The 26,258-nt window shown below is 61.3% G+C and carries 27 protein-coding genes and 1 pseudogene; 23 read left to right on the forward strand and 5 right to left on the reverse strand.

Annotation, left to right across the window (positions count from 1 at the left end):
* The first annotated feature begins 141 nt into the window (after positions 1–141).
* Complete coding sequence (locus ASC74_RS26060; RefSeq protein WP_056745253.1) at positions 142–597, forward strand: VOC family protein; 456 nt, start codon at positions 142–144, stop codon at positions 595–597.
* Between the two features lie 14 nt (positions 598–611).
* Here ASC74_RS26060 and ASC74_RS31440 read toward each other — a convergent pair whose 3' ends face one another.
* Positions 612–773, reverse strand: a complete 162-nt coding sequence (locus ASC74_RS31440; protein WP_080932575.1) for a DUF2986 domain-containing protein — start codon at positions 771–773, stop codon at positions 612–614.
* Positions 774–1,032: 259 nt separating this feature from the next.
* Here ASC74_RS31440 and ASC74_RS26065 point away from each other — a divergent pair, with 259 nt between their 5' ends.
* Both ASC74_RS26065 and ASC74_RS26070 read left to right on the forward strand, forming a co-directional pair.
* Positions 1,033–2,370 (forward strand): M15 family metallopeptidase, encoded by a 1,338-nt coding sequence (locus ASC74_RS26065; RefSeq protein ID WP_442965803.1) that lies wholly within the window; start codon positions 1,033–1,035, stop codon positions 2,368–2,370.
* A gap of 217 nt (positions 2,371–2,587) precedes the next feature.
* Positions 2,588–3,328: a hypothetical protein gene (locus ASC74_RS26070; protein WP_056745259.1), complete on the forward strand. Its 741-nt coding sequence runs from the start codon at positions 2,588–2,590 to the stop codon at positions 3,326–3,328.
* A 39-nt stretch (positions 3,329–3,367) separates the two neighbouring features.
* Here the strand turns inward: ASC74_RS26070 and ASC74_RS26075 are convergent, their stop codons facing one another.
* Complete coding sequence (locus ASC74_RS26075; protein ID WP_056745261.1) at positions 3,368–4,174, reverse strand: hypothetical protein; 807 nt, start codon at positions 4,172–4,174, stop codon at positions 3,368–3,370.
* A gap of 201 nt (positions 4,175–4,375) precedes the next feature.
* On the opposite strand from ASC74_RS26075, the gene ASC74_RS26080 reads away from it, so the two are divergent.
* From ASC74_RS26080 to ASC74_RS26150, 15 genes are all read left to right on the forward strand, one after another.
* Positions 4,376–5,047, forward strand: coding sequence for a GntR family transcriptional regulator (locus ASC74_RS26080; protein ID WP_174553771.1), 672 nt, complete (start codon positions 4,376–4,378; stop codon positions 5,045–5,047).
* A gap of 113 nt (positions 5,048–5,160) precedes the next feature.
* Positions 5,161–6,093: a 4-hydroxyproline epimerase gene (locus tag ASC74_RS26085; RefSeq protein ID WP_056745263.1), complete on the forward strand. Its 933-nt coding sequence runs from the start codon at positions 5,161–5,163 to the stop codon at positions 6,091–6,093.
* On the forward strand, positions 6,090–7,205 hold the full coding sequence (locus tag ASC74_RS26090) for an NAD(P)/FAD-dependent oxidoreductase (RefSeq protein ID WP_056745265.1): 1,116 nt from the start codon (positions 6,090–6,092) through the stop codon (positions 7,203–7,205). The genes ASC74_RS26085 and ASC74_RS26090 overlap by 4 nt, the downstream gene beginning before the upstream one ends.
* A complete protein-coding gene (locus ASC74_RS26095; RefSeq protein ID WP_056745267.1) occupies positions 7,198–7,434 on the forward strand; it encodes a (2Fe-2S)-binding protein in 237 nt (78 codons plus the stop codon). Before ASC74_RS26090 ends, ASC74_RS26095 begins: the two co-directional genes overlap by 8 nt.
* Positions 7,431–8,687, forward strand: a complete 1,257-nt coding sequence (locus tag ASC74_RS26100; protein WP_056745269.1) for an NAD(P)/FAD-dependent oxidoreductase — start codon at positions 7,431–7,433, stop codon at positions 8,685–8,687. Before ASC74_RS26095 ends, ASC74_RS26100 begins: the two co-directional genes overlap by 4 nt.
* A 74-nt stretch (positions 8,688–8,761) precedes the next feature.
* A complete protein-coding gene (locus ASC74_RS26105; protein ID WP_056745271.1) occupies positions 8,762–9,511 on the forward strand; it encodes an AraC family transcriptional regulator in 750 nt (249 codons plus the stop codon).
* Positions 9,512–9,761: 250 nt separating this feature from the next.
* Positions 9,762–10,580, forward strand: a complete 819-nt coding sequence (locus ASC74_RS26110) for an ABC transporter substrate-binding protein (protein ID WP_008157204.1) — start codon at positions 9,762–9,764, stop codon at positions 10,578–10,580.
* A gap of 10 nt (positions 10,581–10,590) precedes the next feature.
* Complete coding sequence (lhpI, locus tag ASC74_RS26115; protein WP_056745273.1) at positions 10,591–12,369, forward strand: cis-3-hydroxy-L-proline dehydratase; 1,779 nt, start codon at positions 10,591–10,593, stop codon at positions 12,367–12,369.
* Positions 12,362–13,027, forward strand: a complete 666-nt coding sequence (locus tag ASC74_RS26120; RefSeq protein WP_008157202.1) for an amino acid ABC transporter permease — start codon at positions 12,362–12,364, stop codon at positions 13,025–13,027. Before lhpI ends, ASC74_RS26120 begins: the two co-directional genes overlap by 8 nt.
* A 10-nt stretch (positions 13,028–13,037) precedes the next feature.
* Entirely contained in the window at positions 13,038–13,688 is a 651-nt protein-coding gene (locus tag ASC74_RS26125) for an amino acid ABC transporter permease (protein ID WP_056745275.1), read from the forward strand.
* A complete protein-coding gene (locus ASC74_RS26130; RefSeq protein ID WP_008157200.1) occupies positions 13,681–14,403 on the forward strand; it encodes an amino acid ABC transporter ATP-binding protein in 723 nt (240 codons plus the stop codon). Before ASC74_RS26125 ends, ASC74_RS26130 begins: the two co-directional genes overlap by 8 nt.
* A gap of 119 nt (positions 14,404–14,522) precedes the next feature.
* On the forward strand, positions 14,523–15,551 hold the full coding sequence (locus ASC74_RS26135; protein WP_056745277.1) for a trans-3-hydroxy-L-proline dehydratase: 1,029 nt from the start codon (positions 14,523–14,525) through the stop codon (positions 15,549–15,551).
* Positions 15,552–15,689: 138 nt separating this feature from the next.
* Positions 15,690–16,607: a dihydrodipicolinate synthase family protein gene (locus tag ASC74_RS26140; protein WP_056745283.1), complete on the forward strand. Its 918-nt coding sequence runs from the start codon at positions 15,690–15,692 to the stop codon at positions 16,605–16,607.
* 73 nt (positions 16,608–16,680) lie between these two features.
* Positions 16,681–18,078, forward strand: coding sequence for a fosfomycin efflux MFS transporter AbaF (abaF, locus tag ASC74_RS26145; RefSeq protein WP_056745284.1), 1,398 nt, complete (start codon positions 16,681–16,683; stop codon positions 18,076–18,078).
* Positions 18,079–18,279: 201 nt separating this feature from the next.
* Positions 18,280–19,860 carry an aldehyde dehydrogenase (NADP(+)) gene (locus ASC74_RS26150; protein ID WP_056745285.1) on the forward strand — a complete coding sequence of 527 codons (1,581 nt, stop codon included), beginning with the start codon at positions 18,280–18,282 and terminating at the stop codon, positions 19,858–19,860.
* Positions 19,861–19,991: 131 nt separating this feature from the next.
* Here the strand turns inward: ASC74_RS26150 and ASC74_RS26155 are convergent, their stop codons facing one another.
* The gene (locus tag ASC74_RS26155; RefSeq protein WP_056745298.1) at positions 19,992–20,999 is read right to left on the reverse strand and encodes an Ldh family oxidoreductase; all 1,008 of its coding nucleotides are present in this window, start codon (positions 20,997–20,999) and stop codon (positions 19,992–19,994) included.
* A 235-nt stretch (positions 21,000–21,234) separates the two neighbouring features.
* On the opposite strand from ASC74_RS26155, the gene ASC74_RS26160 reads away from it, so the two are divergent.
* The 4 genes from ASC74_RS26160 (at position 21,235) to ASC74_RS26175 (ending at position 23,349) form a co-directional block, all read left to right on the forward strand.
* A complete protein-coding gene (locus tag ASC74_RS26160) occupies positions 21,235–21,675 on the forward strand; it encodes an Ohr family peroxiredoxin (RefSeq protein WP_056745300.1) in 441 nt (146 codons plus the stop codon).
* 76 nt (positions 21,676–21,751) lie between these two features.
* Positions 21,752–22,204: an Ohr family peroxiredoxin gene (locus ASC74_RS26165; protein WP_056745302.1), complete on the forward strand. Its 453-nt coding sequence runs from the start codon at positions 21,752–21,754 to the stop codon at positions 22,202–22,204.
* Positions 22,205–22,313: 109 nt separating this feature from the next.
* Positions 22,314–22,754, forward strand: coding sequence for an Ohr family peroxiredoxin (locus tag ASC74_RS26170; RefSeq protein ID WP_056745304.1), 441 nt, complete (start codon positions 22,314–22,316; stop codon positions 22,752–22,754).
* A gap of 133 nt (positions 22,755–22,887) precedes the next feature.
* A complete protein-coding gene (locus tag ASC74_RS26175) occupies positions 22,888–23,349 on the forward strand; it encodes a MarR family winged helix-turn-helix transcriptional regulator (RefSeq protein WP_056745307.1) in 462 nt (153 codons plus the stop codon).
* Positions 23,350–23,386: 37 nt separating this feature from the next.
* Here the strand turns inward: ASC74_RS26175 and ptrR are convergent.
* Positions 23,387–24,270 (reverse strand): annotated as a pseudogene (gene ptrR, locus ASC74_RS26180) (putrescine utilization regulator PtrR).
* A gap of 100 nt (positions 24,271–24,370) precedes the next feature.
* Here ptrR and ASC74_RS26185 point away from each other — a divergent pair.
* On the forward strand, positions 24,371–25,762 hold the full coding sequence (locus ASC74_RS26185; RefSeq protein WP_056745309.1) for an aldehyde dehydrogenase family protein: 1,392 nt from the start codon (positions 24,371–24,373) through the stop codon (positions 25,760–25,762).
* A 44-nt stretch (positions 25,763–25,806) separates the two neighbouring features.
* On the opposite strand, the gene ASC74_RS26190 is transcribed toward ASC74_RS26185, so the two are convergent.
* On the reverse strand, positions 25,807–26,178 hold the full coding sequence (locus tag ASC74_RS26190) for a nuclear transport factor 2 family protein (protein ID WP_056745311.1): 372 nt from the start codon (positions 26,176–26,178) through the stop codon (positions 25,807–25,809).
* Between the last annotated feature and the right edge of the window lie 80 nt (positions 26,179–26,258).

Raw genomic sequence — 26,258 nt, forward strand, 5'->3', positions numbered from 1 at the left:
GCTAAAGATGAGTAACCTGTGGCGAGGGAGCTTGCTCCCGCTGGGTTGCGCAGCGGCCCCAAAAGGCAACACCTGTCTCGAGATCAGGACCCATTTCTCATCCATAGGTCAATAGGACGTCGGTGCGGCAGGAGGCATGCAATGGAACTGAAGTTCAGTCACGTCGATGTACTGGTCAAGAACCTCGAAGAAGCCTGTGCGTACTACGCGCAGATACTTAAAGCCAGGATCTCCAAAACGCTCGTCTGGGAGCGAGATGGTCTGCACGTGCGCTACGCGATTGCGCTGATCGGCCAAGAGCGTTTCATGCTTGTACAGCCGTTGGCGGGGAACCTGAAGGAGCTATTGGACTCCTCGGGCGAGGGGATGATTTATCGCCACTGCTTCTCGACACCGGACATCGAAAAGGCCTATGACGAATTGATGGTCGCCGGTGTTCAGCCAGAAGACGAAAACGGTAAGCCATTGGCCCGTGCGAACCTGCATTCCCCGTCCGGGACACGCATCATCTGGTTACCCAAGCGCTTCGGGCACTTCTCTATCGAGATCCTGGAAGACAAGGCGCTGGAGGCATTTGTAGAAGCTGCATTTGCCTGAGTGAGCTACATCGATCAGCTCTCAGAGGAAATGATTGAGTCTTGACTGGATTCAGCCGCCAGCTTCAAACGGTCAGCTTTACTAATGTATTTAGACTTGCTTGACGGTGCCAATTTGGCACTGGCCTTTTTGGCGTGAGCCTTTAATAACTGCTGTATTTTTTTACGACGATTCATTTTTTTCTACCCGGCTTGTAAGTTCTTGAATGATATCAGCTTGCGGTTTGCGCAAAAAAGTAGAAGCGGCCCCGGTGCAGCGGGTCGTGCGATGTTACTGTCACCGGCTTGAGAATCGGCCTCTTTGGAGCCTCGCATGCCTCCTTTCTGCACCCTCCTGCCTTTGCCCTCCTCGACACTGTTTTCGCTTCGGCGATGGATTCTGTGCCTGAGCATAGTCGCGCCCGGCATGGCCGCTGCAGAGACACGACCCGAGAACATGGTGTATCTGCGTACGATTGATCCGGGCATCGAGCAAGACATTCGCTATGCCAGCGCTCACAACTTCACCGGGCACCCACTCGACGGGTACGACGCTGGGGAGTGCCTGTTATCGCTGGACGCCGCCAAGGCCCTCGCTCGGGTACAAACGGCATTGCGGGCGCAAGGCTACGGTTTGAAGGTGTTTGACTGTTATCGGCCCAGCCGTGCCGTTGCCGATATGGGGCGTTTCGCTTTGGTGCCGGGTGACCCACGCAAGGCCGAGTTCTATCCGCGTGTGGACAAGCAGGACTTCTGGCGCCTGGGTTACGTGGCCCGGGTGTCGAACCACTCCAAAGGCTCAACCGTGGACCTGACACTGACCGGGCCCGATGCCCTGCCCGCCGATAGCTGGACGCCTTCAGCCGGGCAAGTCGATTGCACGGCCCCTTATGGCCAGCGTTGGCGCGACGGTGCGCTCGACATGGGCACCGGTTTCGATTGCTTCGATGAGCGCGCACATACCGACAACCCGACGATCAGCGCTGCCGCCAGAGAAAATCGCCAGAAGCTCAGCAGGGCCATGGAGAAAGAAGGGTTTTCCGGGTACTCGAAGGAATGGTGGCACTTCACCTACAGCGGAGAAGGTTCGCCGAAGAACGTCATGGACTTCCCCATCACGCCGCTGGGTACACGCGACGCTCTCGACACCGCCAATCAGCTGATTGTGGTCACCACAAAAAACTGGACTGACATCCAGGGCACAGCCCAGCGCTATGAACGGCAGGGCAACACCTTTCGAAAATACGAAGGGTCGTTTCCGGTGGTGGTCGGCAAGAGCGGGCTGGCGTGGGGCAAGGGTTTGAGCAGCGTTGAGCAACGCGAAGGTCCGGTCAAACGTGAAGGTGATGGCAAAGCACCTGCCGGGGTATTCAAACTGGGGACGGCGTTTGGCTACGACAGCACGGCCGAGACAAAACTGCCTTACCTGGCGCTGACCTCGACCATCGAATGCGTGGATGACAGCCACTCCGCACGCTACAACGAGCTTGTCGACGGAGCGGCTATTTCGAAAGACTGGAACAGCTCCGAACGTATGCGTCGCGATGACGACATGTATCGAAAAGGCATTTTCATCGAGCACAATACGCCGGCGTCCCCCGCCTCGGGCTCGTGCATTTTCTTCCATATCTGGCGCGGTCCCACCTCACCGACGCTGGGTTGCACCGCTATGGATCAAGCGGATATTTCTCGTTTGTTCGATTGGCTGGATCCTCGCCAGTCCCCTCTGCTGGTTCAAATGCCCGAGGCGGAATATGAGCAAATCCGCGAAAGCTGGAACCTTCCCGAACGTTGATACAACTCCGTTACGCCGGTTGTTACTTCCTGATCTGCACCGGCGCCAATGCCCCTCCTGACTGTAACGCCAAGACACTTCGCCGTACTGCGCGACCCGCCTACCGTGAAGCCATCAATGTGCTTACAGGGTCGTGACACATCATCGGCACCGTCCGCCGGATTGGAAACCCGCTGCCCATTGATTGCCCAACACTCAACCAAGGAAGAGGGAAACCATGAGCAAATCAATCGCTGTCAGCCAACACAGCCAGCAACTCCAGGATGACGTGCAAGAAGCCGTCAAGTCGATCCTGGGCGCCACCAAGGCCCTGAGCCCTGCCGACTACGGCAAGGTGTTGAGGTCAACCCTGGCAGCTACTCAAAAAACGGTCACTATCGAGATCGCCGCCGGCGATCTGACTCAGCTCAAGAAGTCCGGCTACAAGCTGTGCTTTGCCAAGAAAGTGGGTACCGAAGACTACAACGTAGTCTGGCAGTCCTATGACAAGTACCTGAGCAACAATGAATTCAGCTGGACGCCCCAATACCAGCTATTCGCCTCCAACGTGTTCAAGGAAAACGTGCAAGTCAAAGTCTCGACCAACATCGTCAACATCGGACTGGGACAAACGTCGACACTCGCCGACTCCGGCCTGCTGGGCCAGGCAGTGACGGGCGGTCCTAACGTTTCCTTCACGTTTGTGAACAACTACGCGCCCATTCACCCGGGGATCAACCAGTTGTCCACCGGCATCGATGGCAATCAGGTCAGTACGCCCATCTACGTGGCCGTCAACGAGGTGGTCACCGGCAATACGGTTCTGACCCCTGTCGAGACCATTCTCGTGTGGTTCGAACAGAACGTGCAGACCAGCACCATGTTCAGCACCTCGCGCTCCAAGGCTATCGAAATAGACCTGACCTTCACCAATGATGCAGCTCGTCTCTACGAAGGCGGTGAATGGAAAACGATATAACCGTCATACTCAGGGGCAACCTCGCGTTGCCCTTGCTCCTCAGGCATCGTCGCTGCCACCCTTGGCGAAATATCCGGTCAACGACCGGCAGATGGACTCGGCCAGATCTTCCTGAGTGGCAATGCCATAAGGTCGATTGCGATCAAACTGCGCTGACCAACGGATTCGCCCCTGAGCGACATCAATCAAACGTACCGAGGCCCGGACACGGGCCGGTTCCACCCGCACGCTGCCCTCCAGCGAATAGCTGCCGCGCCTGACCCGCCCCAGGTCCGGTGCTTTTACGCTACTTCGTGGCACCTTCATCAGCACATGGTTCGCCGGCGTTTGCGTCTGCTCAAACGACTCGAACAGCCTGCAACTCAACTCTTCGCACAAGCCCTGGGTAAAGTCGTCGCCGTCGCGGGTGATGCAGGTAAACGGCTGGAGTTGCAGGACAGGATGGCGAACAGCGATGCCTTTGAGTCTGAGTCGTTGATACGCCAGCCGATAACAACCGGCCGGAATGCTCAGGCGCACCGGATCCTGTTGGCCAAACGTGGCGTAATGACTGGCGAGCTTGCGCCGCAACCGGCCTACCTGAACCCGCACCACGGGATCATCGCCGGTGCAGTAGACCGCCGGATCACGGCGAAACACCGCGATGCCGATGGCGTGCTCGGTAAGGGGGATATCCGGGGACTGAAGATCGTGCTCGACCAGAAAGCGCAGCAGGCTGCCCATCCGCCTGGACTTGGCGAACAACGGGCTGGCCAATAACAGCGCGAGCACCCGCTCCACTTCTTCCCGGGCGAGAGGCTCGGGAACGATGTCTGCACTTGCATTGCCAATGTGCTTGATCACCACAGCCTGCCTCCTTGCAGGTAACCGCCTGTCGCCCGCCACCTCGATGGCCATGAACGACTCGAGCGCTGCCAGAACGTAGCGTAGCAGTTGCAATCGGATCGGGAAGATATTGCAGTGACTGGAGGTCCTGGTCATTGCCGCAGGAACACTCAGTGCAAATTCGTATACCATATCTGCAATTCCATCCTAACGATCACGACCGTGGCCCTGACAAAACTCAACGCTCCCGACCTTGGCAATTCGCCTTCGACGTCGGAAATCATCACCCGTCATCTGCGTGACGCCATCGTCGCCGGGCATTTCGCCGAGGACGAGCCGATTCGCCAGGACGACATCGCCCGCCAGTTCAACGTCAGCAAGATTCCGGTGCGCGAAGCCCTCAAGCGCCTGGAGGCCGAAGGCCTGGTGATGTTCCAGCGCAATCGCGGGGCGATGGTCACCCGGGTTTCCGATGCAGAACTGGCGCAGATGTTCGAAGTGCGCATGCTGCTCGAAGACAAGGTGCTGCGCCTGGCCATTCCCAACATGACCGAAGAAACCTTCGCTCGCGCCGAACGCATCTGCCAGGAGTTCATCGGCGAAGATGACGTGGGACGCTGGGCCGAGCTCAACTGGGAACTGCATGCTTGTCTCTACGAACCGGCGCAACGACCGTTTCTGGTCGGCCTGATCCGCTCGGTCAACGACAAACTGGAGCGCTACCTGCGCATGCAGATGAGCCTGTCGGCCGGCAAGGAGCGCGCCGATCACGAACACCGTGAAATCCTCGCGGCCTGTCGCGCCGGTGACGTGGACCTGGCGGTGAAGTTGCTCGACGAGCACATTGCCGGGGTCTGCAAAACCCTGTTCGAGCACCTGCCTCACCACCACTGACCGCTGCCGCACTGTGCCGATTTCGTCATCGGCACTGGATAAAACCATCAAGCCGACAAGCCCCCGCACAGGCCACTCTTTCGTTCACTCATCTGAACGGACGTGGCCATCCCATGAAACGCATCACCGTGATCGACTCCCACACCGGCGGCGAACCGACCCGCCTGGTGACCGCCGGCTTTCCTGACCTGGGCACCGGCAGCATGGCCGAACGTCGACAGCGGCTGGCCGAACAGCATGATCATTGGCGCGCTGCCTGCGTGCTCGAACCCCGAGGCAGCGATGTGCTGGTCGGCGCCCTGCTCTGTGAGCCGGTGGACCCGAGCGCCTGTGCCGGCGTGATTTTCTTCAACAACAGCGGTTACCTCGGCATGTGCGGCCACGGCACCATCGGCCTGGTGGCCTCGCTGGCGCATCTGGGCAAGATCGGCCCCGGGGTGCACAACATCGAAACCCCGGTGGGCACGGTGCAGGCAACGCTGCACGAAGACCATTCGGTCAGCGTGCGCAATGTGCCGGCCTACCGTTACCGCAAAGCGCTGGCGCTGCAGGTGCCGGGGATCGGCCAAGTGACCGGCGATGTCGCCTGGGGTGGGAACTGGTTTTTCCTGATTGCCGAGCATGGCCTGCGCATTGCCGGCGATAACCTCGACACGCTGACCGCCTACACCTACGCCGTGCAGCAAGCATTGGAGGTTCAAGGCATTCGCGGAGAAGACGGCGGCTTGATCGACCATGTCGAGCTGTTCGCCGATGACGAGCAGGCCGACAGCCGCAACTTCGTCCTCTGCCCTGGCAAAGCCTACGACCGCTCGCCCTGCGGCACCGGCACCAGCGCCAAACTGGCGTGCCTGGCGGCCGACGACAAATTGCAGCCGGGACAAATCTGGCGTCAGGCCAGCGTCATCGGCAGCGAATTCGAGGGTTCCTACGAACTTCAGGGCGAGCGCATCGTGCCGACCATTCGCGGTCGCGCCTTTATCAGCGCCGAAGCCAGCCTGATCATCGAACAGGACGACCCGTTCGCCTGGGGCATTCGCTCGTGAACGAGGGCCTGGTGGCCGATGTGATCGTGATCGGCGCCGGCATCATCGGCGCCGCTTGTGCCCAGGCGCTGGCGGGTCGCGGCTTGCGCGTGCTGGTGCTGGACGCCGGCCTGCCCGGCGCTACGGCGGCGGGCATGGGCCACTTGCTGGTCCTCGACGACAACCCGGCCGAACTGGCCCTCAGTCAATATTCCCTGCAACGCTGGCGCGAACTGGCGCCAGCCCTGCCCGACGGCTGCGCCTACCGTTGCAATGGCACGCTCTGGCTGGCGGCCAATGCTGAAGAGATGGCCGTCGCCCACAGCAAATACCTGAACTTGCAGGCCCAAGGCGTGGCCTGCGAGTTGATCTCCAGCAGTGCCTTGCACCAACGCGAACCGGAACTGCGCGAGGGCCTGGAAGGCGGCCTGCTGATCAATGGCGACGGCATTCTCTATGCGCCGGCGACGGCTAATTGGATGCTCGACACACCGAACATCAGCCAACGCCGGGCGCGGGTCAGCGAAGTCGACGGCAACCGTGTGCGACTCGACAACGGCCAATGGCTAAGCGCCGAAGCGGTGATTCTGGCCAACGGCGTCCAGGCCAACGAGCTCTGCCCGGAGTTGCCGATCGAGCCGAAGAAAGGCCACTTGCTGATCACTGACCGCTACCCCGGCAAGGTCACCCACACCCTGGTGGAACTCGGTTACGTCACCAGTGCCCACAACGCCACTGGCCCATCGACGGCATGCAATATTCAGCCCCGGCCGACCGGGCAACTGTTCATCGGCGCCTCGCGACAATTCGGCACCACCGACCCGCAAGTCGAGGGTTGGATGCTGGCGAAAATGCTCCGGCGTGCCACCGACTACATGCCGGGTCTGGCTCAGCTCAACGGCATCCGCGCCTGGACCGGTTTTCGCGCTGCCAGCCCCGACGGCTTGCCGCTGGTGGGTCAGCACCCGCAACGCAAAGGTTTATGGCTGGCAGTCGGTCACGAGGGCCTCGGCGTGACGACCGCCCCCGGCACCGCCGATCTGCTGGTCGCGCAGCTGTTCGACGAAACGCCGCCGCTGGCCGCGCAACCGTATCTGCCGCAACGTTTTCTCGGAGAGCCCGTTTATGCCTGAATTGATGCTGGACGGACGTGCCCTGCGGGTTGCCGAGGGCACCAGTGTCGCCGCTGCACTGGCGCTGAGCGGCGATGGCTGCACGCGCACATCGGTCAGTGGCCAACGTCGCGCACCGCTGTGCGGCATGGGCATTTGCCAGGAATGCCGGGTGACCATCGACGGTCGCCGGCGCCTGGCCTGCCAGACGCTGTGCTGTGACGGCATGCACGTGGAGACTCAAGCATGAACGAATACGCCGACCTGCTGATCATCGGTGCCGGTCCCGCCGGCATGGCCGCTGCGCTCGCTGCGGCGTCAAGCGGTGCACGCATCGTCCTGCTCGATGACAACCCGCTGCCGGGCGGGCAAATCTGGCGCGACGGGCCTCAAGCCAAGCTGCCGAACCCGGCGCGTCAGATGCGCCAGCGACTGGAGGCGTGCAGCAACATCCACCGGCACTCCGGCACTCGGGTGATCGCCTGCGCCGGACCGAAACAACTGCTGGTGGAAGACGCCGATCGAGGCTGGGTGATCGATTACGACAAACTGATTCTGTGTACCGGCGCCCGCGAGTTGCTCCTGCCCTTCCCCGGCTGGACGCTGCCCGGCGTGACTGGCGCGGGTGGCCTCCAGGCATTGATCAAAGGCGGGCTGCCGGTGCAGGACGAACGCGTTGTGATTGCCGGCAGCGGACCGTTATTGCTGGCCAGCGCCGCCACCGCAAAACACAACGGCGCCCGGGTCCTGCGCATCGCCGAGCAAGCCCGCGCGGCCGCCGTCGCCGGTTTCGCCGCGCAACTGCCACGCTGGCCCAACAAACTGATGCAGTCGGTCACGTTGTTCGAGCGCCATTACCGTACCGGGACCTATGTACTGGCCGCCCTGGGCAATGAACGGCTGGAAGGTGTACGCCTGCAACAGCAAGGGAAAGTCGTCGAACTGGAATGTGATCGCCTGGCTTGCGGCTTCGGTCTGATCCCCAATACCCAACTCGGCCAGGCTCTGGGCTGCGAACTAGAAGATCAGGCGATTGCCGTCGATGCCTGGCAGGCCACTCGCCGCGCCGATCACTACGCGGCGGGTGAATGCACCGGTTTCGGTGGCAGTGAACTGGCGTTGGTCGAAGGCGCCATCGCTGGCCACGCCGCCGTCGGTGACCTTGATTCGGCCCGAGCATTGTGGCCGCGGCGTGCGCGCTGGCAGGGTTTCGCCAACGCCCTCAACAAAGCATTCACCCTCGATCCGCAACTCAAGTCGCTGGCACAACCCGACACCCTGGTGTGCCGTTGCGAAGACGTGCCTTACGGGTTGCTGGCCGGGCATGCTGACTGGCGAGAGGCCAAACTGGCCAGTCGCTGCGGCATGGGCGCTTGCCAGGGCCGGGTGTGCGGCGGCGCATTGCAGCACCTGTTCGGCTGGCAACCTTCGGCGCCACGCCCGCCGTTCAGTCCGGCGCGGATAGAGACCTTGTTGTGCCTGGACGACACCCCGCCGGCCTGAATACCGGTCCGGGGCTTTCGGGTCCGTCGCCGAGTCTTTATGATCCCGGGCATTGCCACCAGACGCCCAGCGCCATGTATACCTCGCTCACTACCTTCAAACCCTGCGACCTGCCCACCCTGCTGAGCAGTCTGCAGCCGATCGCGGCGCTGCTCGATACCCTGTCGGACGTGGTGTTTTTCATCAAGGACAGCGAGGCCCGCTACGCCTTCGTCAACCAGACCCTGGCCCGGCGCTGTGGCTTCAAACACAGTGACGAGCTGCTCGGGCGCACCGCCGACATGGTCTTTCCCGAGCGCTTCGGCCCGCTGTACACCGAGCAGGATCGGCGGGTGCTGTCCACCGGCCGCGAACTGGCCGACCAACTCGAACTGCACCTGTATTACGGTAACCAGCCAGTCTGGTGCCTGACCCACAAACTCGCACTGCGCGACCTGCAAGGTCAGATCGTCGGCCTGGCCGGCATCTCCCGCGACCTGCAAACGCCACAGTCCAGCCACCCGGCGTTCCAGAAACTCGCGGCGGTGGACGCGCATATCCGCAGCCATTTCGCCCGCCCTATCAGCCTTGCCGAACTGACCGCGATCGCCGGGTTTTCCGTGGCGCAACTGGAGCGCCATTGCAAACGGGTGTTCCAGCTCACCCCACGGCAGATGATTCACAAGGCGCGCCTGGAAGAAGGCTCCCGACTGTTGCTGCACACCGACCTGCCCATCACCGAGATCGCCCTGCGCTGCGGTTACACCGATCACAGCGCCTTCAGCCGACAGTTCCGTGCCTTGACCAGTCTGGCGCCAAGTCAGTATCGCGAAAGCCGTCGCTGAACCCGGGCAAGTGTTCCTTTAAGGGGCGCCCGGCGTTCCCACTGCTCCCTTCTGTAACACCGCCTGATACAGCCCACCGAGGCGTTCTTCTCCTACGCCCTGCTCACACAATCTTGTAAGACCTTTAGCTCAAGGCTTGGCGATTAATTCTCGCCTCTGTTCGGAAACAGGCACGCTCATTGCTAATCACATATCGTATACGAAATTCACAATACGATATCCAACAGCACTTTCCGACAACGAGGCCTCTATGAAAAACCCCGCATTTGCCGTAGCCCTCAGCGCTGTTCTCAGTACTTCCTTTATCGCCACCGCCCAGGCCGACAAGCTCGACGACATTATTGGTTCGGGCAAGCTGCGTTGCGCCGTGACTCTGGACTTCCCGCCCATGGGTTTTCGCGATGAAGGTAACAACCCGGCCGGTTTCGACGTGGACTACTGCCGCGACCTGGCGAAGATCCTCGGGGTCGACGCCGAAGTGGTTGAAACGCCCTTCCCGGACCGAATTCCGGCGCTGGTCTCCGGGCGCGCAGACGTGATCGTTGCGTCCACATCCGACACCCTCGAACGGGCCAAGACCGTCGGCCTCACCGTGCCGTACTTCGCCTTCCAGATGGTGGTGCTGACCCGCGACAACACCGGCATCAACAGCTTCGCCGATATCAAAGGCAAAGCCCTGGGCAACACCAGCGGCACCTATGAAGCCATCGCCCTGGAAAAAGACGTGAAGAACTGGGGCACCGGCACCTTCCGCGCCTATCAGTCGCAGAACGACACGCTGCTGGCCGTCGCCCAAGGCCACATCGACGCCACCGTGGTCACCAACACCGTGGCCGCCGCCACAATCAAGTCGGGCAAATACAAGAACCTGAAAATCGCCGGTAACGCGCCGTACACCATTGACTACGTGTCCCTGGGCGCCAAGCGCAACGAGTATGGCTTGCTCAACTACCTCAACCTGTTCGTCAATCAGCAGGTGCGCAGCGGCCGATACAACGAGCTGTTCACCAAATGGGTCGGCACCGAGATTTCACCCACCGACCTGACCGTGCCCAAGGTCTATTACTGAGGTGTCCGGCATGCCTAGGCCAACCTCTCTGACCGGTCGCAGCCTGGTCGCCGGCGCCGCACAAGGCGCCCTGCTGTTTGCTGATGTCGGGCTGAGTTTCTGGGGCGGGGTCGATCCGTACAGCGGCGAGGTCATCGACCGTCACCACCCGCTCAGCGGCGAACATCTGGCCGGCCGGGTGCTGGCAATTCCCAGCGGCCGCGGCTCGTGCACCGGCAGCAGTGTGCTGATGGAACTGATCAGCAACGGTCATGCGCCGGCCGCACTGGTGCTGGCCGAACCCGATGAGATCCTGACCCTGGGCGTGCTTGTGGCACAGACCATTTTCGAGCGTTCCCTGCCGGTGCTGTGCATCGGCAAGGAGGCCTTCGCCGCGTTGAGCGGCAAGGCCTTTGCTCGGGTCGAAAAATCAACCGTGACCCTGCTCGAACACCTGCCGGGCGATACCTGGCAGGCACTCGACAGTCCGTTGCAGACAGCAGAAAAAAACACCGCTATCGAACTCACCGAACACGATCAGGCGCTGCTCGACGGCGAGCATGGCAAAGCCGCCCAAGTGGCGATGCAGATCATCTTGCGCATGGCTGAACTGCAAGGTGCGCGACACCTGGTGGATGTCACCCAGGCACACATCGACGGCTGCATTTATACCGGACCTGCGAGCCTGCGCTTTGCTGAACAACTGGTGCAGTGGGGAGCAAACGTGCGGGTGCCGACCACCCTCAATTCCATTTCTGTCGACCAGCGCCGTTGGCGCGAGTTGGGCATTGACCCGGCACTCGGCGTACCGGCCAGTGCGTTGGGCGATGCGTACATGGCGATGGGTGCACAGCTGAGTTTCACCTGCGCACCTTACCTGCTCGACAGCGCGCCGAAGGCCGGCGAGCAAATCGTCTGGGCCGAATCCAACGCCGTGGTGTATGCCAACAGCGTGCTCGGCGCACGCACCCTGAAATACCCGGACTACCTGGACATCTGCATCGCCCTGACCGGCCGCGCGCCCCTGATCGGCTGCCATCTGGACGCGCAGCGTAAAGCGAAACTGCAAATCGAATTACCGGTTTTGCACGAGCTGGATGATGCCTTCTATCCCTTGCTCGGTTACCACATCGGTGCCCTGGCCGGCAGCCGGATTCCGCTGGTGCTGGGACTGGAACAGAGCAAGCCGAGCCTGGATGACCTGAAAGCTTTCGGTGCAGCTTTCGCCACCACCTCCGCCGCGCCGCTGTTCCATATCGCCGGGGTGACCCCGGAAGCACTCGACCCGACGCAGGTGCTGGAGGCGGATGCCGATGTGCCGGTGGAAAAAATCCGCCTGAAGGATTTGCTGCTCAGCTGGCGCGAGCTCAACAGCGCCCGCGACAGTCGGGTAGATGTGGTCTCGCTGGGCAACCCGCATTTCTCCCTCAGCGAATTCGCGCATCTGGCGCGGCTGTGCCGGGGTCGGCACAAACACCCCGAGGTGGTGCTCGCCATCACCTGCGGTCGTGCGGTGCTGGAGCAGGCCCGCGAGGCTGGACATATCGCGGTGATCGAAGCCTTCGGCGCGACCCTGGTCACCGACACCTGCTGGTGCATGCTCGGCGAGCCGGTGATCCCGCTGGCGGCCAAAACCTTGATGACCAACTCGGGCAAGTACGCCCATTACGCACCCGGCCTGGTGGGCCGCAAGGTGCACTTCGCCAACCTCGCCGAATGTGTCGATGCCGCCTGCTGCGCCACAGCCAGTGGACGTTTGCCGGCCTGGCTGCAATCGGCCGCCTCTCTGGAGAGCCCCGCGCATGTTTGATTACACCTTCCAATGGCGCGCGACCCTGCGCGCCCTGCCGGACATGCTCGCCGGCGCCTGGGTCACCTTCGAGACCGCCGCGCTGTCGATGATCTTCGGCGTACTGATCGCCCTGGCCCTGACAGTGATGCGTGAAACCAAACAACCGTTGTTGCGCGGCATCGGCAACGGCTGGGTGTCGATCGCCCGCAACACCCCGTCGCTGTTCCAGATCTACGTCCTGTACTTCGGCCTCGGCTCGCTGGATTTGCATGTCAGCTCATGGTTCGCACTGCTGGCCGGGATCACCTTCAACAACGCCGGCTACCTGGCGGAAAACTTTCGCGGTGGCCTCAAGGCTGTGCCGGGCACGCAAGTTCGCGCCGCGCGCTCGCTGGGCATGAGTGCCTTCCAGGCTTACCGGATGATCATCGTCCCGCAGCTGCTGCGGATCGTGTTCTACCCGTTGAGTAACCAGATGGTCTGGGCGGTGTTGATGACCTCGCTGGGGGTGATCGTCGGGCTGAATAATGACCTCACCGGCGTGACCCAGGACTACAACGTCAAGACGTTCCGCACCTTCGAATACTTCGCCATCGCAGCGGCGTTGTATTACCTGATTGCCAAGGCGATCGTCGCCGTCGCCCGGCTGATGGCCTGGCGACTGTTCCGTTACTGAGGAGGTGAGCATGTTGACCACCAGTTTTTCCTGGAATGACCTGTTGTTCTTGCTTGATGGCGCCTGGGTCACTCTGAAACTCACGTTCTGGTCGATCATCCTCGGCTCTTTCGCCGGGCTGTTGTTCGGCTTGCTGCGGGCGCTGTTTCCGCGCGCCAGCCTGCCACTGGCCTGGGTGCTGGACGTGTTTCGCAGCGTGCCGTTGCTGATCCAGTTTGTGTTGTTCAACTCGCTGAAAAGCATCGTCGGTTTGAACATCAGTGCCTTCAGCGTTGGTTGCATCGTGCTCGGGGTCTACGCCGCCGCGTACTTCACCGAGATCGTGCGCAGCGGCGTGCTTTCGGTGCCATTCACCGTGCGCCGGGCCAGTCGTTCCCTGGGGCTGAGTTTCCTGCAGGACCTGCGCTGGATCGTCCTGCCGATGGCCACGCGGGTGGCCTTTCCCGGCTGGCTGAACCTGGTGCTCAGCGTGATGAAAGACACCGCGCTGGTGATGTGGATCGGCATCGTCGAACTGCTGCGCGCCTCGCAAACCATCGTGACCCGCATTCAGGAACCGCTGCTGGTGCTGTGCATCGCGGGCCTCATCTACTACGTCATGAGCCTGGTGGTCGCTCGCCTCGGCGCTCGTCTGGAAAGAAGGTGGCAAGAAAATGATTGAGATCGACAACGTACACAAATCCTTCGGCAACCTCGAAGTGGTCAAGGGCGTCAACCTGACGGTGAACAAGGGCGAGGTGGTGTCGATCATCGGCGGCTCCGGCTCGGGCAAATCGACCCTGCTGATGTGCATCAACGGCCTGGAGCCGATCCAGAAAGGCAACATCCGGGTCGACGGTGTCGAGGTCCATCACAGCGCCACCGACCTCAACCGTCTGCGGCAGAAGATCGGCATCGTCTTCCAGCAATGGAACGCGTTCCCGCACCTGACCGTGCTGGAAAACGTGATGCTGGCACCGCGCAAAGTGCTGGGCAAGAGCAAGGCCGAAGCCGAGGAACTGGCGGTCAAGCAACTGACTCACGTCGGCCTGGGCGACAAGCTCAAGGCCTTTCCCGGCAAGCTCTCCGGCGGCCAGCAACAGCGCATGGCGATCGCCCGCGCCCTGGCCATGTCGCCGGACTACATGCTGTTCGACGAAGCCACTTCGGCCCTCGATCCGCAGTTGGTAGGCGAGGTGCTGGACACCATGCGCATGCTCGCTGAAGACGGTATGACCATGGTGTTGGTGACTCATGAAATCCGCTTTGCCCGCGATGTGTCTGATCGTGTGGCGTTCTTTCGCAATGGGCTGGTGCATGAGATTGGTTCGCCTGATCAGGTTATTGGTAACCCGGTGCATGCGGAAACTGCGGCGTTCCTGAAATCAGTGAAGTAGCGGATGGCCCCTTCGCGAGCAAGCCCGCTCCCACATTGGATCTGTGTCGCACTGAAAATCAAATGTGGGAGCGGGCTTGCTCGCGAAGGGGCCCTAACAGACAAAACAAGGAGCAGACAATGCGTTCATCGAAAGTGATTCATGTAGTCAGCTGCCACGCCGAAGGCGAAGTCGGCGATGTGATCGTCGGCGGCGTCGCGCCACCGCCCGGGGCTACCGTGTGGGAACAGTCACGCTGGATTGCCAAGGATCAGACCCTGCGCAACTTCGTGCTCAACGAGCCGCGCGGCGGCGTGTTCCGTCACGTCAACCTGCTGGTGCCGGCCAAGGATCCTCGGGCGCAGATGGCCTGGATCATCATGGAACCGGCCGACACTCCGCCGATGTCCGGCTCCAACTCGCTGTGCGTGGCCACCGTGTTGCTCGACAGCGGCATCCTGCCGATGACCGAACCGCAAACCCGACTGGTGCTCGAAGCACCGGGCGGACTGATCGAAGCGGTGGCCGACTGCCGGGACGGCAAGGTCGAACGGGTGGAAATCAAGAACGTGCCCTCCTTCGCTGACCGCCTCGACGCCTGGATCGAAGTCGAAGGCGTCGGCTCATTGCAGGTCGACACCGCGTACGGCGGCGACAGTTTTGTGATCGCCGACGCCAAGCGCCTGGGCTTTTCCATTCGTCCTGATGAAGCGGCGGAGCTGGTCGAGGTCGGGCTGAAAATCACTCGCGCGGCCAATGAACAGTTGGGCTTTGTCCATCCGCTGAACCCCGAGTGGTCGCACATTTCCTTCTGCCAGATCGCTGCGCCCCTCATCTATGAGAATGGCATCGCCACCGGCGCCAACGCGGTGGTGATTCAACCCGGCAAGATCGACCGTTCACCGACTGGCACCGGCTGCTCGGCGCGTATGGCGGTGCTGCAGGCCAAGGGATTGATGCAGGTCGGCGAGCGTTTTATCGGCCGTTCGATCATCGGTTCCGAGTTCCACTGCCGCATCGATTCGCTGACGGAAGTGGCTGGACGCCCGGCGATTTACCCGTGCATTTCCGGCCGGGCCTGGATCACCGGCACCCACCAGTTACTGCTGGATCCGAGCGATCCGTGGCCACAAGGCTATCGACTGTCTGACACCTGGCCAGGTGCCTGAGCACAGCCTTACAAACCCTCACCAAAAAACTCTGACAAACGGCTAGTAAAAAACCCCTCGTAACTGAAAAAAGCACTGGCCGAGTCTTTTCACATGCAATATCGTATACGAAATACAATAAATGAACCGGAGGCAACAATGAGCAAGCGCATTAACTGGAGTGGCGTCTTCCCCGCGGTGACCACTCAATTCAACGATGACTTCACCATCAACCTGGAAAAAACCCACCAGGTGATTTCCAACGTGATCCGTGACGGCGTGTCGGGCCTGGTGGTATGCGGTTCGGTGGGGGAAAACACCTCGCTGACCGCCGAAGAAAAAATCGCCGTGACCGAAGTCGCGGTCGACGCTTCCCGCGGCCGCGTGCCGGTGATCTGCGGTGTGGCCGAATTCACCAGCATTCAAGCGGCCAAAGTCGCCAACGCCGTGCGCCGGGTGGGTGTCGACGGGGTCATGCTGATGCCGGCGCTGGTCTACGGCTCCAAGCCGTTCGAGACCGCCGAGCACTACCGCTACGTGGCCAAGAACGCCGACGTACCGTTGATGGTTTACAACAACCCACCGATCTACAAAAACGACGTCACCCCGGACATCCTGATTTCCCTGGCCGACTGCGACAACGTGGTGTGCTTCAAGGATTCCTCCGGCGACACCCGTCGTTTCATCGACGTGCGCAATGAAGTCGGCGACCGTTTTGTGCTGTTCGCCGGCCTCGATGACGTGGTGCTGGAAAGCATCGCCGTGGGTGCCGAAGGCTGGGTCTCGGGCATGTCCAACGTGTTCCCGAAAGAAGGCGAAACCATCTTCCGCCTGGCCAAGGCCGGTCGCTTCGCCGAAGCCATGCCGATCTACGAATGGCTGATGCCGATCCTGCACCTCGACGCCCGTGCCGACCTGGTGCAGTGCATCAAGCTGTGCGAAGCCATCGCCGGTCGCGGCAGCGCCCTGACCCGTCCGCCACGCCTGGCGCTGCCGGAAGCCGATCGGGTTTTCGTCGAGCAGATCATGGCCAAGGCCCTGGCCAACCGTCCGGAACTGCCAGACGTCGGTCTCTGAGTGATTGCCGGGCGGGTCCCTTGCGGACCCGGCCCGGCTGCCTGTTTTTTGCGCCTCTACAGGAAACGTCAGCATGCCCAATCCTCACAGCACCGCCCCCGCGACCTCACCTGCGGGACTCAAGCGTGTCGTGGCCGCCGCCATGGCCGGCACCGTCGCCGAATGGTATGAATTTTTCCTCTACGGCACCGCTTCGGCACTGGTCTTCGGCCAGCTGTTTTTTCGCCAGACCGACAGCCCGATCGATGGCATCCTCGCCGCCTTCGCCCTGTATGCCGTCGGCTTCCTCGCCCGCCCATTGGGTGGTTTGGTGTTCGGTCACTACGGTGACAAGTTCGGCCGCAAACGCCTGCTGCAATTGAGCCTGGTGGTGGTCGGTATCACCACGTTCCTGATGGGTTGCCTGCCCGGTTTCGACCAGATCGGCTACGCCGCGCCCGTGTTACTGGTGCTGCTGCGGCTGATCCAGGGTTTCGCCTTCGGTGGTGAATGGGGCGGTGCGATTCTGCTGGTGTCCGAACACTGCCCGGACAATCGCCGAGGCTTCTGGGCCAGTTGGCCGCAAGCCGGTGTGCCGGCCGGTAACCTGGTGGCGACCGTCGCGTTGCTGCTGTTGTCGTCGAACCTGTCGGAGGAGCAATTCCTCGCGTGGGGCTGGCGCGTAGCGTTCTGGTTCTCGGCGGTGGTGGTGCTGATCGGCTACTGGATTCGCACCAGCGTCGATGACGCGCCGATCTTCAAGGAAGCCCAGGCCCGTCAGGCACAAAACAAGCAACAGCAATTGGGCGTGGTCGAAGTGCTGCGTCATCACTGGCGTGCGGTGCTGGTCGGTATCGGTGCGCGGTTTGCCGAGAACATCCTTTACTACACCGTCGTGACCTTTTCGATTACCTACCTGAAACTGGTGGTGCACAAGGACACTTCAGAGATTCTGTTTCTGATGTTCGGCGCGCACCTGCTGCACTTCTTCATGATCCCGCTGATGGGCTATCTATCCGACCTGATCGGGCGCAAACCGGTGTACCTGACCGGCGCGATCCTCACCGCGTTCTGGGGCTTCATCGGCTTCCCGATGATGGACACCGGCAACAACTGGCTGATCATCGGGGCAATCACTCTGGGCCTGGCGATCGAGTCGATGACCTACGCGCCTTACTCGGCGCTGATGGCCGAAATGTTCCCGACCCACGTGCGCTACACCGCGTTGTCCCTGTGCTATCAGGTGGCACCGATCTTCGCTGGCTCGTTGGCGCCGCTGATTGCCCTCACCCTGCTCAACAAGTACCACAGCTCGACACCGATCGCCTGGTACCTGGTCGGCGCCGCGCTGATCTCCATCGTCGCCGTCGGTTTGACCCGGGAAACCCGTGGCAAGTCGCTGCATACGGTGGATGCCGAATCCGCTGCGCGGATCGCTGCCTTGGGTACCGCCGAACCCGCCACCGCACGTCGGGGTGATTCGTTGGCTTGACCTCACGCAACCTGTAGCAGCTGCCGCAGGCTGCGTTCGAGCGCGTAGCGGTCGTCAATACGGGCGACACGGTGTGACAGAGATACCGCGTTGCATGGTTTTACGACGGCTTCGCCGCCGAACGCAGCCTTCGGCAGCTGCTACAGGTCATGCGCTGCACCTGGCAACGCATTTGGCTTTACATTTTGACAGGAGTTTTTCATGCCCCACATCATCGGCCACAACTACATCGGCGGTGCGCGCAGTGCCGCCGGCAACATCACCGTGCAAAGCCATGACGCCAGCACCGGTGAAGCGCTGCCCTACTCGTTCATGCAAGCCACCACTCAGGAAGTGGACGCCGCCGCCCAGGCCGCAGCAGCCGCTTACCCGGCCTTCCGCAACTTGCCGGCGAGCCGCCGCGCGGAGTTTCTCGAGGCCATCGCCGCGCAACTGGATGCGCTGGGCGATGAGTTCGTTGCCCTGGTCACCCGCGAGACGGCGCTGCCGACCGGGCGTATCCAGGGTGAGCGCGGCCGTACCAGCGGTCAGATGCGCCTGTTCGCTCAGGTCCTGCGCCGTGGCGATTTCTATGGCGCGCGCATCGACCGGGCCTTGCCCGACCGCCAGCCGCTGCCACGGGTCGATCTGCGTCAGTACCGGATCGGCGTCGGCCCGGTCGCGGTGTTTGGCGCGAGCAATTTCCCGCTGGCGTTCTCCACCGCCGGTGGCGACACCGCTGCCGCCCTGGCCGCCGGTTGCCCGGTGGTGTTCAAGGCCCACAGCGGGCATATGGCGACTGCCGAGCTCGTGGCTGATGCAATCCTCCGCGCCGCCGAGCAAACCGGCATGCCCAAAGGCGTGTTCAACATGATCTACGGCGCGGGCGTCGGCGAAGCACTGGTCAAACATCCGGCGATCCAGGCGGTCGGCTTCACCGGTTCGCTCAAAGGCGGTCGCGCCCTCTGCGACATGGCCGCCGCACGGCCACAACCGATTCCGGTGTTTGCCGAAATGAGCAGCATCAATCCGGTGCTGGTACTGCCCGAAGCCTTGCAACTGAGGGGCGAGAAAATCGCCAGCGAACTTGCCGCGTCAGTGGTGCTCGGCTGCGGCCAGTTCTGCACCAACCCCGGATTGGTGATCGGCATTCGCTCCCCCGAGTTCAGCGCATTTATTGAATCGCTCAGTGCGATCATGGCCGACCAGCCGGGGCAAACCATGCTCAACGCCGGCACGTTAACCAGCTACGCCAAGGGCGTGCAGGCGCTGCACGCGCATCCGCACATCAGCCACTTGACTGGCCGCGAACAACAGGGCAAGCAGGCCCAGCCGCAGCTGTTCAAGGCCGACGTCAGCCTGCTGCTCAACGGCGATCCTCTGTTGCAGGAAGAAGTTTTCGGCCCGACTACCGTGTTGGTGGAAGTAGCCAATAAGGCTGAACTGCAACGAGCATTGCAGAGCTTGCACGGTCAACTCACGGCCACCCTGATTGCCGAAGCCGGTGATCTGCAAACCCATAGCGAACTGCTGCCGCTGCTCGAACAGAAAGTCGGTCGGGTACTGTTCAACGGCTATCCGACCGGCGTCGAAGTCTGCGATGCGATGGTGCATGGCGGGCCCTACCCGGCCACCTCCGATGCCCGTGGCACCTCGGTCGGCAGCCTGGCCATCGACCGTTTCCTGCGCCCGGTGTGCTACCAGAACTGCCCGGATGCGCTCTTGCCTGAGGCGCTGAAAAACGCTAATCCGCTGGGCATCGCCCGTCTGGTCGACGGCAACAGCCACCGCCAACCGCTGTAAAAAACACTCAAATGTGCAGCGACCTCCTGTGGGAGCGAGCCTGCTCGCGAAAGCGGTGTAACAGTCGACAGAAATGCTGAATGTTATGGCCCCTTCGCGAGCAGGCTCGCTCCCACAGGTCCGGCTTTCACTCAGCCCAGCAGTGCCTTCAAGTCGTTGTACAAGGCTTCGGGAATCTGCACGCCCTCCACCAGACTGCGCGCTCGCGCCTCGTAACGCCGTTGCGACGGCAAGCGTGCGCCCTGCCCTTGTATGCTCTGGAACATGACTTCGGCACGGGCCAGGTGCTGCTCGGTGGCCTCGCCGAGAAAGCGCCGCGGATCGAGGGCGATGATCAACTCGCCGTGGTACGGCGACGACTTGCTGCCCGCGTCGTACGCCAGCGATTCCGCACTGGTCAGGTCACCAATCAACGGCCCGGCGATCAACTCCACCATGGCGGCCAGCGCCGAGCCCTTGTGCCCACCGAACGTCAGCATCGCGCCGGCATCGAGCACCACATTCGCATCGGTACTCGGCTGCCCGTCTGCATCGACGCCCCAGCCTTCGGGAATCGCTTTTCCGGCGCGTCGATGCAACTCGATCTCGCCACGGGCAATCGCACTCGTAGCGAAGTCGAACACAAACGGATCCTTGCCCGAACGCGGCCAGCCGAATGCGATGGGATTGGTGCCGAACACTGGTTGACTGCCTCCCGCCGGTGCGACCCAGGCATGGCTGGGATTACAGGCCAGCGCCACCAGGCCGGCAGCGGTCAGTTGCTCGATCTCGACCCACAGGGCGGAAAAATGCACACAGCGATTGATTGCCAGAGCCGCAATCCCGTTTGCCCGGGTTTTCTCCTCCAGTAATGGCAGACCCGCCTGAAACGCCAACTGGGAAAAACCACCCGCCGCATCGACCCGCACGATCGAAGGTGCCTGGTCGATCACCCGTGGCTCGGCATCGGCCACCACCTTGCCGGCCCTGAGCGAATTTACACACCCCAAAACCCGGTACAGACCGTGGGAGGCGCAGCCGTCGCGCTCGCCGGCAATTACCGTGGCGGCCACCGCCTGAGCGTGGGCAAGGTTGAAACCGTTGTGCAGCAAGATCGATTCGGCCAGCTCGCGAGCTTCGGCCAGGGACAGTCGTTTCATCATCAACTCCTTGGACAGACCGCCCAGACTGGCCCATTCCCGACGCCACGGCTTGATCGCTTTAGGCCCGGTCGACGACGAATTCGGCATACCCCGGTAACCCGGCCATTCGTCGGCTGCACGCCACACCACCCCTTGACACCGATTGAGCTCTGCGCGAGTATTATTTCAATCGCATACGATACAAACGTATACGACAGACAAGCCACCTATTGAAACGTTGAGGATTCACTCCATGAGCAAGATCGAAAAAGTACTGGTCACCGGCAAAACCCACACCACGTTCAGCGACGCGACCCGTGCCCACGGCAACCTAGACATCGAGCTGTCGTCGCCAGGTGACGCAAAACCGGCCCACGTGTTCGCAGCCACACAAGCGCACCCGACCGCCGAGCAACTGTTCGCCGGTGCATGGTCGGCCTGCTACATCTCCGCCATCGAACACATAGCCAAGGCGAAAAAAGTGGTGCTGCCGGCCGATGTGTCTGTCGACATCGAGGTCGATCTGGGCCAGACCGGTCAGGCTTACTTCCTTCAGGCTCGATTCTTCGTCCGCTTGCCGGGCGTGGCACACGACGTCGCAACCGCACTGGCGCACGCCGCACACGAACTCTGCCCGTACTCGAAAGCGACGCTGGGCAACATCGACGTGGCGGTGAACGTCCTGACGGCGTGAAGATCGTTTTAATCCATTAAATATGTCGCATGCGATATAAGCGCATACGAAAACAGTAGAAACTCAGGAAATCATCATGAGCAAGATCGAAAAAGTACTGGCCACCGGCAAAACCCACACCACCGTCAGTAACGCTGGCACTACCTCGCGCGGCCATGACGGCAGCCTCGACATCACCCTGTCGACGCCTGGCAACGCCAAGCCAGCCCACGTATTCGCCGCCACCCAGCCGCACCCGACGGCCGAGCAACTGTTCGCCGGCGCATGGTCGGCCTGCTACACCGCCGCCGTCGGCCTGGTGGCCGGAGAAATGAACGTGGTGCTGCCGTCTGATCTGTCTGTCGACATCGAAGTCGATCTGGGCCAGACCGGTCCGGCCTACTTCCTTCAGGCTCGATTGACCCTGCGTGTGCCGGGTTTGTCCCACGACATCGCGACGACACTGGCGCACACCGCCGATCAAATCTGCCCGTACTCGAAAGCGACGCGGGGTAACATTGACGTGGCCCTGAACGTCCTCACGGCTTGACGCACCGCGCGGCGTTGCTATCGATCGGCATGGTCGATACGCCATATATATCGTATGCGCTTTAAGCGTATACGAATCACAAACCCAACAAAACGTTGAGGACTCAACCATGAACAAGATCGAAAAAGTCCTGGCCACAGGCAAAACCCACACGACATTCAGCGACGGTGACAACTCTTCCCGCGGTCTCTCCATCCAGCTCTCGTCGCCTGGAAACCCTAGACTGGCACACGAGTTCGCAGCCATTGTGCCGCACCCAACGGCAGAGCAGTTTTTCGCCGGCGCATGGTCGGCCTGCTACACCGCTGCCGTCGAGCTGGCGGCGAAAAATATGAAGGTGACGCTGCCGCCCAATCTGGCCATTGATATTGAGGTCGATCTGGGCCAGACCGGTCCGGCCTACTTCCTCCAGGCCCGGCTGACTCTTCGCGTGCCAGGCTTGACGCAAGACGTCGCAACGGAACTGGCGCACGCCGCAGACCAGATCTGCCCGTACTCGAAAGCGACGCGAGGCAATATCGACGTGGTCATCAACGCCCTGACCGCGTGATGCACCGTACGACCGGTTCGACTTTCGCCGTCGAACCGGTCGCCACCGTCAGTTAGAGTCGTTCCGATACAATCGCATACGAGGTATATTTCGTTTTTTGCGAGCCATCCGTCTTTGGCCAACGAGGATGCACATGAAACCCACCGACAACGCCGTCCCCGCCGACCTGAAGCTCTCCGACTTTCTGTGTTTTGCGGTCTATTCCACCAACCTGGCCTTCGGCAAGGCTTACAAGCCGATACTCGAGCAGCTTGGGCTGACCTATACGCAATACATCACCATCGTCGCGCTGTGGGAGGAAGACAATCAGACCGTCGGCAGCCTGGGCGAGAAGCTGTTTCTGGAATCGAACACGCTGACCCCGATCCTGAAGAAACTGGAAGCGATGGGCTTTTTGCAAAGGCAGCGCGATCCCGAAGACGAGCGCCAGGTGCGGATCAGCCTGACGAAGAACGGTCGACAGCTGCGCGAAAGCCAACCGGAAATGGGCCTCGCCGACGCAACGGGCCTGACGCCCGACGAGTTCACGATCCTGCAAAAAGCGGTCGTGAAACTGCGCAACAATCTCATCAAGTCGACAAAAGCCGGGGAATGAGCCGGCACACCGATCTGGACATTCTCAAGCGCGCGAACTAGCGCGCCACTTCATCCCGCACCACCCCGCGCTCCTCCAACAAGCGCACAAACATGGTCAGACTCTGCGACACCGTCCCCCGGCGCCACACCAGCCAGGTGCGCAAATAGCGGAACGATTCCGATAACGGCCAGACGCTCACCGTGGTGCATCCGGGCATGCTGTTGAGCATGCTGCGGGGCATCAGCGCCAGGCCTGCACCGGCGCTGACGCACGCCAGCATGCCGTGATAGGACTCCATTTCGAAAATCTGCCGGGCACCGCCGCGTCCTTGGCGAACCAGCTTTCGAAGTGGTGTCGGTAGGAACAATTGGAGCGGAAGGCATAGATATTTTCGCCATTAACATCCCGCGCACGATGAATGGGGGAATGGTTGATCGGCGCTATCACCACCATTTCCTCCTCAAACGCCGGCACGCCTTCCAAGGCCGGGTGCAGCACCGGTCCATCGACAAACGCTGCCGCCAGTCGGCCAGACAACACCCCATCGATCATGGTCCCCGAAGGTCCGGTGGAAAGATCCAGTTCGACCTTGGCGTGCTTCTGGTTATACGCCGCCAACAGCTCAGGGATGCGCACCGCAGCGGTGCTCTCCAGTGACCCAAGGGGAAACGATCCCTGCGGTTCTTCGCCCGCCACCGTCGCGCGAGCCTCCTGGACCAGGTCGAGAATGCGCCGGGCATAGTCGAGGAAACTCCAGCCGGCCGGCGACAGGCGCAGGCGGCTCTTCTCGCGGATAAACAGGTCCACGCCCAGATCCAGCTCCAGCTGCTTGATCCGCGTCGTCAGGTTCGACGGCACCCGGTGGATGTGCTGAGCCGCCGCGCTGATGCTGCCGTGTTCGGCGACGGCTTTGAAAATTTCCAGCTGAACCAGATCCAAGGCATTCTCCAAACGTGAACGATATGCTCAGTATTATTCAGTTTCCAGAAAACAAACGCCACCGTAACCTGAGCGCATCCCCACCTAGCAGGACGGTGCCATGACTCAAGTTTCCAGCCTCACCCATGCCATTTCGATCAACCCCGCCAACGGTGAGCAGATCGGCCACTACCCTTTCGAATCCGCATCGGCACTGGACGCCGCCCTGTCCCGCGCTGCTGCCGGGTTCCGCGCCTGGCGCAGCAAACCGGTTGATCAACGTTCGCAGTTGTTGATCGCCCTGGCTCAGGCATTGCGCAATAACGCCGCAGCGATGGCGAACATGATCACCCTGGAAATGGGCAAGCCGATCACTCAGGCGCGTGGCGAAATTGAAAAGTGTGCGCAGCTCTGCGAATGGTACGCCGAACACGGCCCGGCGATGCTGAGCGCTGAACCGACGCTGGTTGAAGGTGGAAAAGCGCGCATTGAATACCGCCCGATTGGCCCGATTCTCGCGGTAATGCCGTGGAACTTCCCGATCTGGCAGGTCCTGCGCGGCGCGGTCCCAACATTGATCGCCGGCAACACCTACGTCCTCAAACATGCGCCCAACGTGATGGGCAGCGCTTATCTGTTGCGGGAGGCCTTCAAGCAAGCCGACTTCCCTGAAGGCGTGTTCGAGGTCATCAACGTCACGCCGGACGGCGTCTCCACCGCAATCGCCGATCCCCGCATCGCGGCAGTCACCCTCACCGGTAGCGTGCGAGCCGGCATCGCCATCGGCGCTCAAGCCGGTGCGGCGCTGAAGAAGTGTGTACTGGAACTGGGCGGTTCCGATCCGTTCATCGTCCTCAACGATGCCGACCTCGACGAAGCGGTCAAAGCCGCCGTGATTGGCCGCTACCAGAACACCGGGCAAGTCTGCGCGGCCGCCAAACGCTTGATCGTCGAGCAAGGCATCGTCGAAGAGTTCACACGCAAGTTCGTCGAAGCCACGCAAAAACTGGTGGTCGGCGATCCACTGGCCGCCGACACTTACATCGGGCCGATGGCTCGCTTTGATCTGCGTGATGAACTGGATCAACAGGTGCGCGATACCCTGGAAGAAGGTGCGACGTTGCTGATGGGCGGCAAGAAGGCTGAAGGCCCTGGCAATTTTTATGAGCCCACGGTCTTCGCTGATGTCACCGACCAGATGACCTCGTTCAAACAGGAACTGTTTGGCCCGGTGGCCTCGATCATCACCGCACGCGATGCAGCGCATGCACTGGCACTGGCGAATGACAGTGAGTTCGGCCTCGCCGCCACCATTTACACACGCGACGTCGAGCTTGCCGAGCAGATGGCCGGTGAACTGGAAACCGGTGGTGTGTTTATCAATGGCTATTGCGCCTCCGACCCACGCGTCACCTTTGGCGGCGTGAAAAAAAGCGGGTTTGGCCGTGAACTCTCGCATTTCGGCGTGCGCGAATTCTGCAATGCCCAGACGGTGTGGCTGGATCGCCACTGATCGCATAACGATGCCCGGGAGCTTTTGGCTCCCGGGCTCACGCGCTATTCGTTCAGGTAATACAGCTTGTTCACAATCATCCAGCGGTAATTGATGTTCAGTAGCGACAGATAATCGGTAAATCGCATGCCGAGATAGTCATCAGTGACTTTTACCGCGGCGGCATCACCCGTGACATCGATGCTGAGCACTTCCCAAAACGGTTTGACCTCTTTGGCTGCCGGCCCCTCGGCCTTGATCGCGCTGATAAATTCCTCCAGGGATGCCCATTCAAGCTTTTCTTCGTAATGGCCAATGATGCGGCAAGAAGGATGAAAGGCCTGTCGCAGCAAGGCTTCATCAGCGAACACCATGCCTTCTACATAATTGCGGACCACCACGTTGATGTGTTCTTTAGCCAGCAGTTGAGTCGTCATGTCATACCTCCAGCGTTCTCACCATCGCACCGCCGGATCAGGTTGTTCGATCATCCATCCCACCCTGAAAGTCTAGCACC

Source organism: Pseudomonas sp. Root329, assembly GCF_001424925.1.
GTDB classification, from domain to species: domain Bacteria; phylum Pseudomonadota; class Gammaproteobacteria; order Pseudomonadales; family Pseudomonadaceae; genus Aquipseudomonas; species Aquipseudomonas arabinosi.

Bases quoted from the DNA above. Each gene is read 5' to 3' on its own strand.
- ASC74_RS26190 (WP_056745311.1), bottom strand. From the start codon at position 26,178: ATGACGACTCAACTGCTGGCTAAAGAACACATCAACGTGGTGGTCCGC.
- ASC74_RS26125 (WP_056745275.1), top strand. From the start codon at position 13,038: ATGTTGACCACCAGTTTTTCCTGGAATGACCTGTTGTTCTTGCTTGAT.
- ASC74_RS26095 (WP_056745267.1), top strand. From the start codon at position 7,198: ATGCCTGAATTGATGCTGGACGGACGTGCCCTGCGGGTTGCCGAGGGC.
- ASC74_RS26120 (WP_008157202.1), top strand. From the start codon at position 12,362: ATGTTTGATTACACCTTCCAATGGCGCGCGACCCTGCGCGCCCTGCCG.
- ASC74_RS31440 (WP_080932575.1), bottom strand. From the start codon at position 773: ATGAATCGTCGTAAAAAAATACAGCAGTTATTAAAGGCTCACGCCAAA.
- ASC74_RS26155 (WP_056745298.1), bottom strand. From the start codon at position 20,999: ATGAAACGACTGTCCCTGGCCGAAGCTCGCGAGCTGGCCGAATCGATC.
- ASC74_RS26135 (WP_056745277.1), top strand. From the start codon at position 14,523: ATGCGTTCATCGAAAGTGATTCATGTAGTCAGCTGCCACGCCGAAGGC.
- ASC74_RS26160 (WP_056745300.1), top strand. From the start codon at position 21,235: ATGAGCAAGATCGAAAAAGTACTGGTCACCGGCAAAACCCACACCACG.
- ASC74_RS26085 (WP_056745263.1), top strand. From the start codon at position 5,161: ATGAAACGCATCACCGTGATCGACTCCCACACCGGCGGCGAACCGACC.
- abaF (WP_056745284.1), top strand. From the start codon at position 16,681: ATGCCCAATCCTCACAGCACCGCCCCCGCGACCTCACCTGCGGGACTC.
- ASC74_RS26165 (WP_056745302.1), top strand. From the start codon at position 21,752: ATGAGCAAGATCGAAAAAGTACTGGCCACCGGCAAAACCCACACCACC.
- ASC74_RS26150 (WP_056745285.1), top strand. From the start codon at position 18,280: ATGCCCCACATCATCGGCCACAACTACATCGGCGGTGCGCGCAGTGCC.
- ASC74_RS26130 (WP_008157200.1), top strand. From the start codon at position 13,681: ATGATTGAGATCGACAACGTACACAAATCCTTCGGCAACCTCGAAGTG.
- ASC74_RS26105 (WP_056745271.1), top strand. From the start codon at position 8,762: ATGTATACCTCGCTCACTACCTTCAAACCCTGCGACCTGCCCACCCTG.
- ASC74_RS26170 (WP_056745304.1), top strand. From the start codon at position 22,314: ATGAACAAGATCGAAAAAGTCCTGGCCACAGGCAAAACCCACACGACA.
- ASC74_RS26070 (WP_056745259.1), top strand. From the start codon at position 2,588: ATGAGCAAATCAATCGCTGTCAGCCAACACAGCCAGCAACTCCAGGAT.
- ASC74_RS26110 (WP_008157204.1), top strand. From the start codon at position 9,762: ATGAAAAACCCCGCATTTGCCGTAGCCCTCAGCGCTGTTCTCAGTACT.
- ASC74_RS26060 (WP_056745253.1), top strand. From the start codon at position 142: ATGGAACTGAAGTTCAGTCACGTCGATGTACTGGTCAAGAACCTCGAA.
- ASC74_RS26175 (WP_056745307.1), top strand. From the start codon at position 22,888: ATGAAACCCACCGACAACGCCGTCCCCGCCGACCTGAAGCTCTCCGAC.
- ASC74_RS26100 (WP_056745269.1), top strand. From the start codon at position 7,431: ATGAACGAATACGCCGACCTGCTGATCATCGGTGCCGGTCCCGCCGGC.
- ASC74_RS26185 (WP_056745309.1), top strand. From the start codon at position 24,371: ATGACTCAAGTTTCCAGCCTCACCCATGCCATTTCGATCAACCCCGCC.
- ASC74_RS26065 (WP_442965803.1), top strand. From the start codon at position 1,033: ATGGTGTATCTGCGTACGATTGATCCGGGCATCGAGCAAGACATTCGC.
- lhpI (WP_056745273.1), top strand. From the start codon at position 10,591: ATGCCTAGGCCAACCTCTCTGACCGGTCGCAGCCTGGTCGCCGGCGCC.
- ASC74_RS26140 (WP_056745283.1), top strand. From the start codon at position 15,690: ATGAGCAAGCGCATTAACTGGAGTGGCGTCTTCCCCGCGGTGACCACT.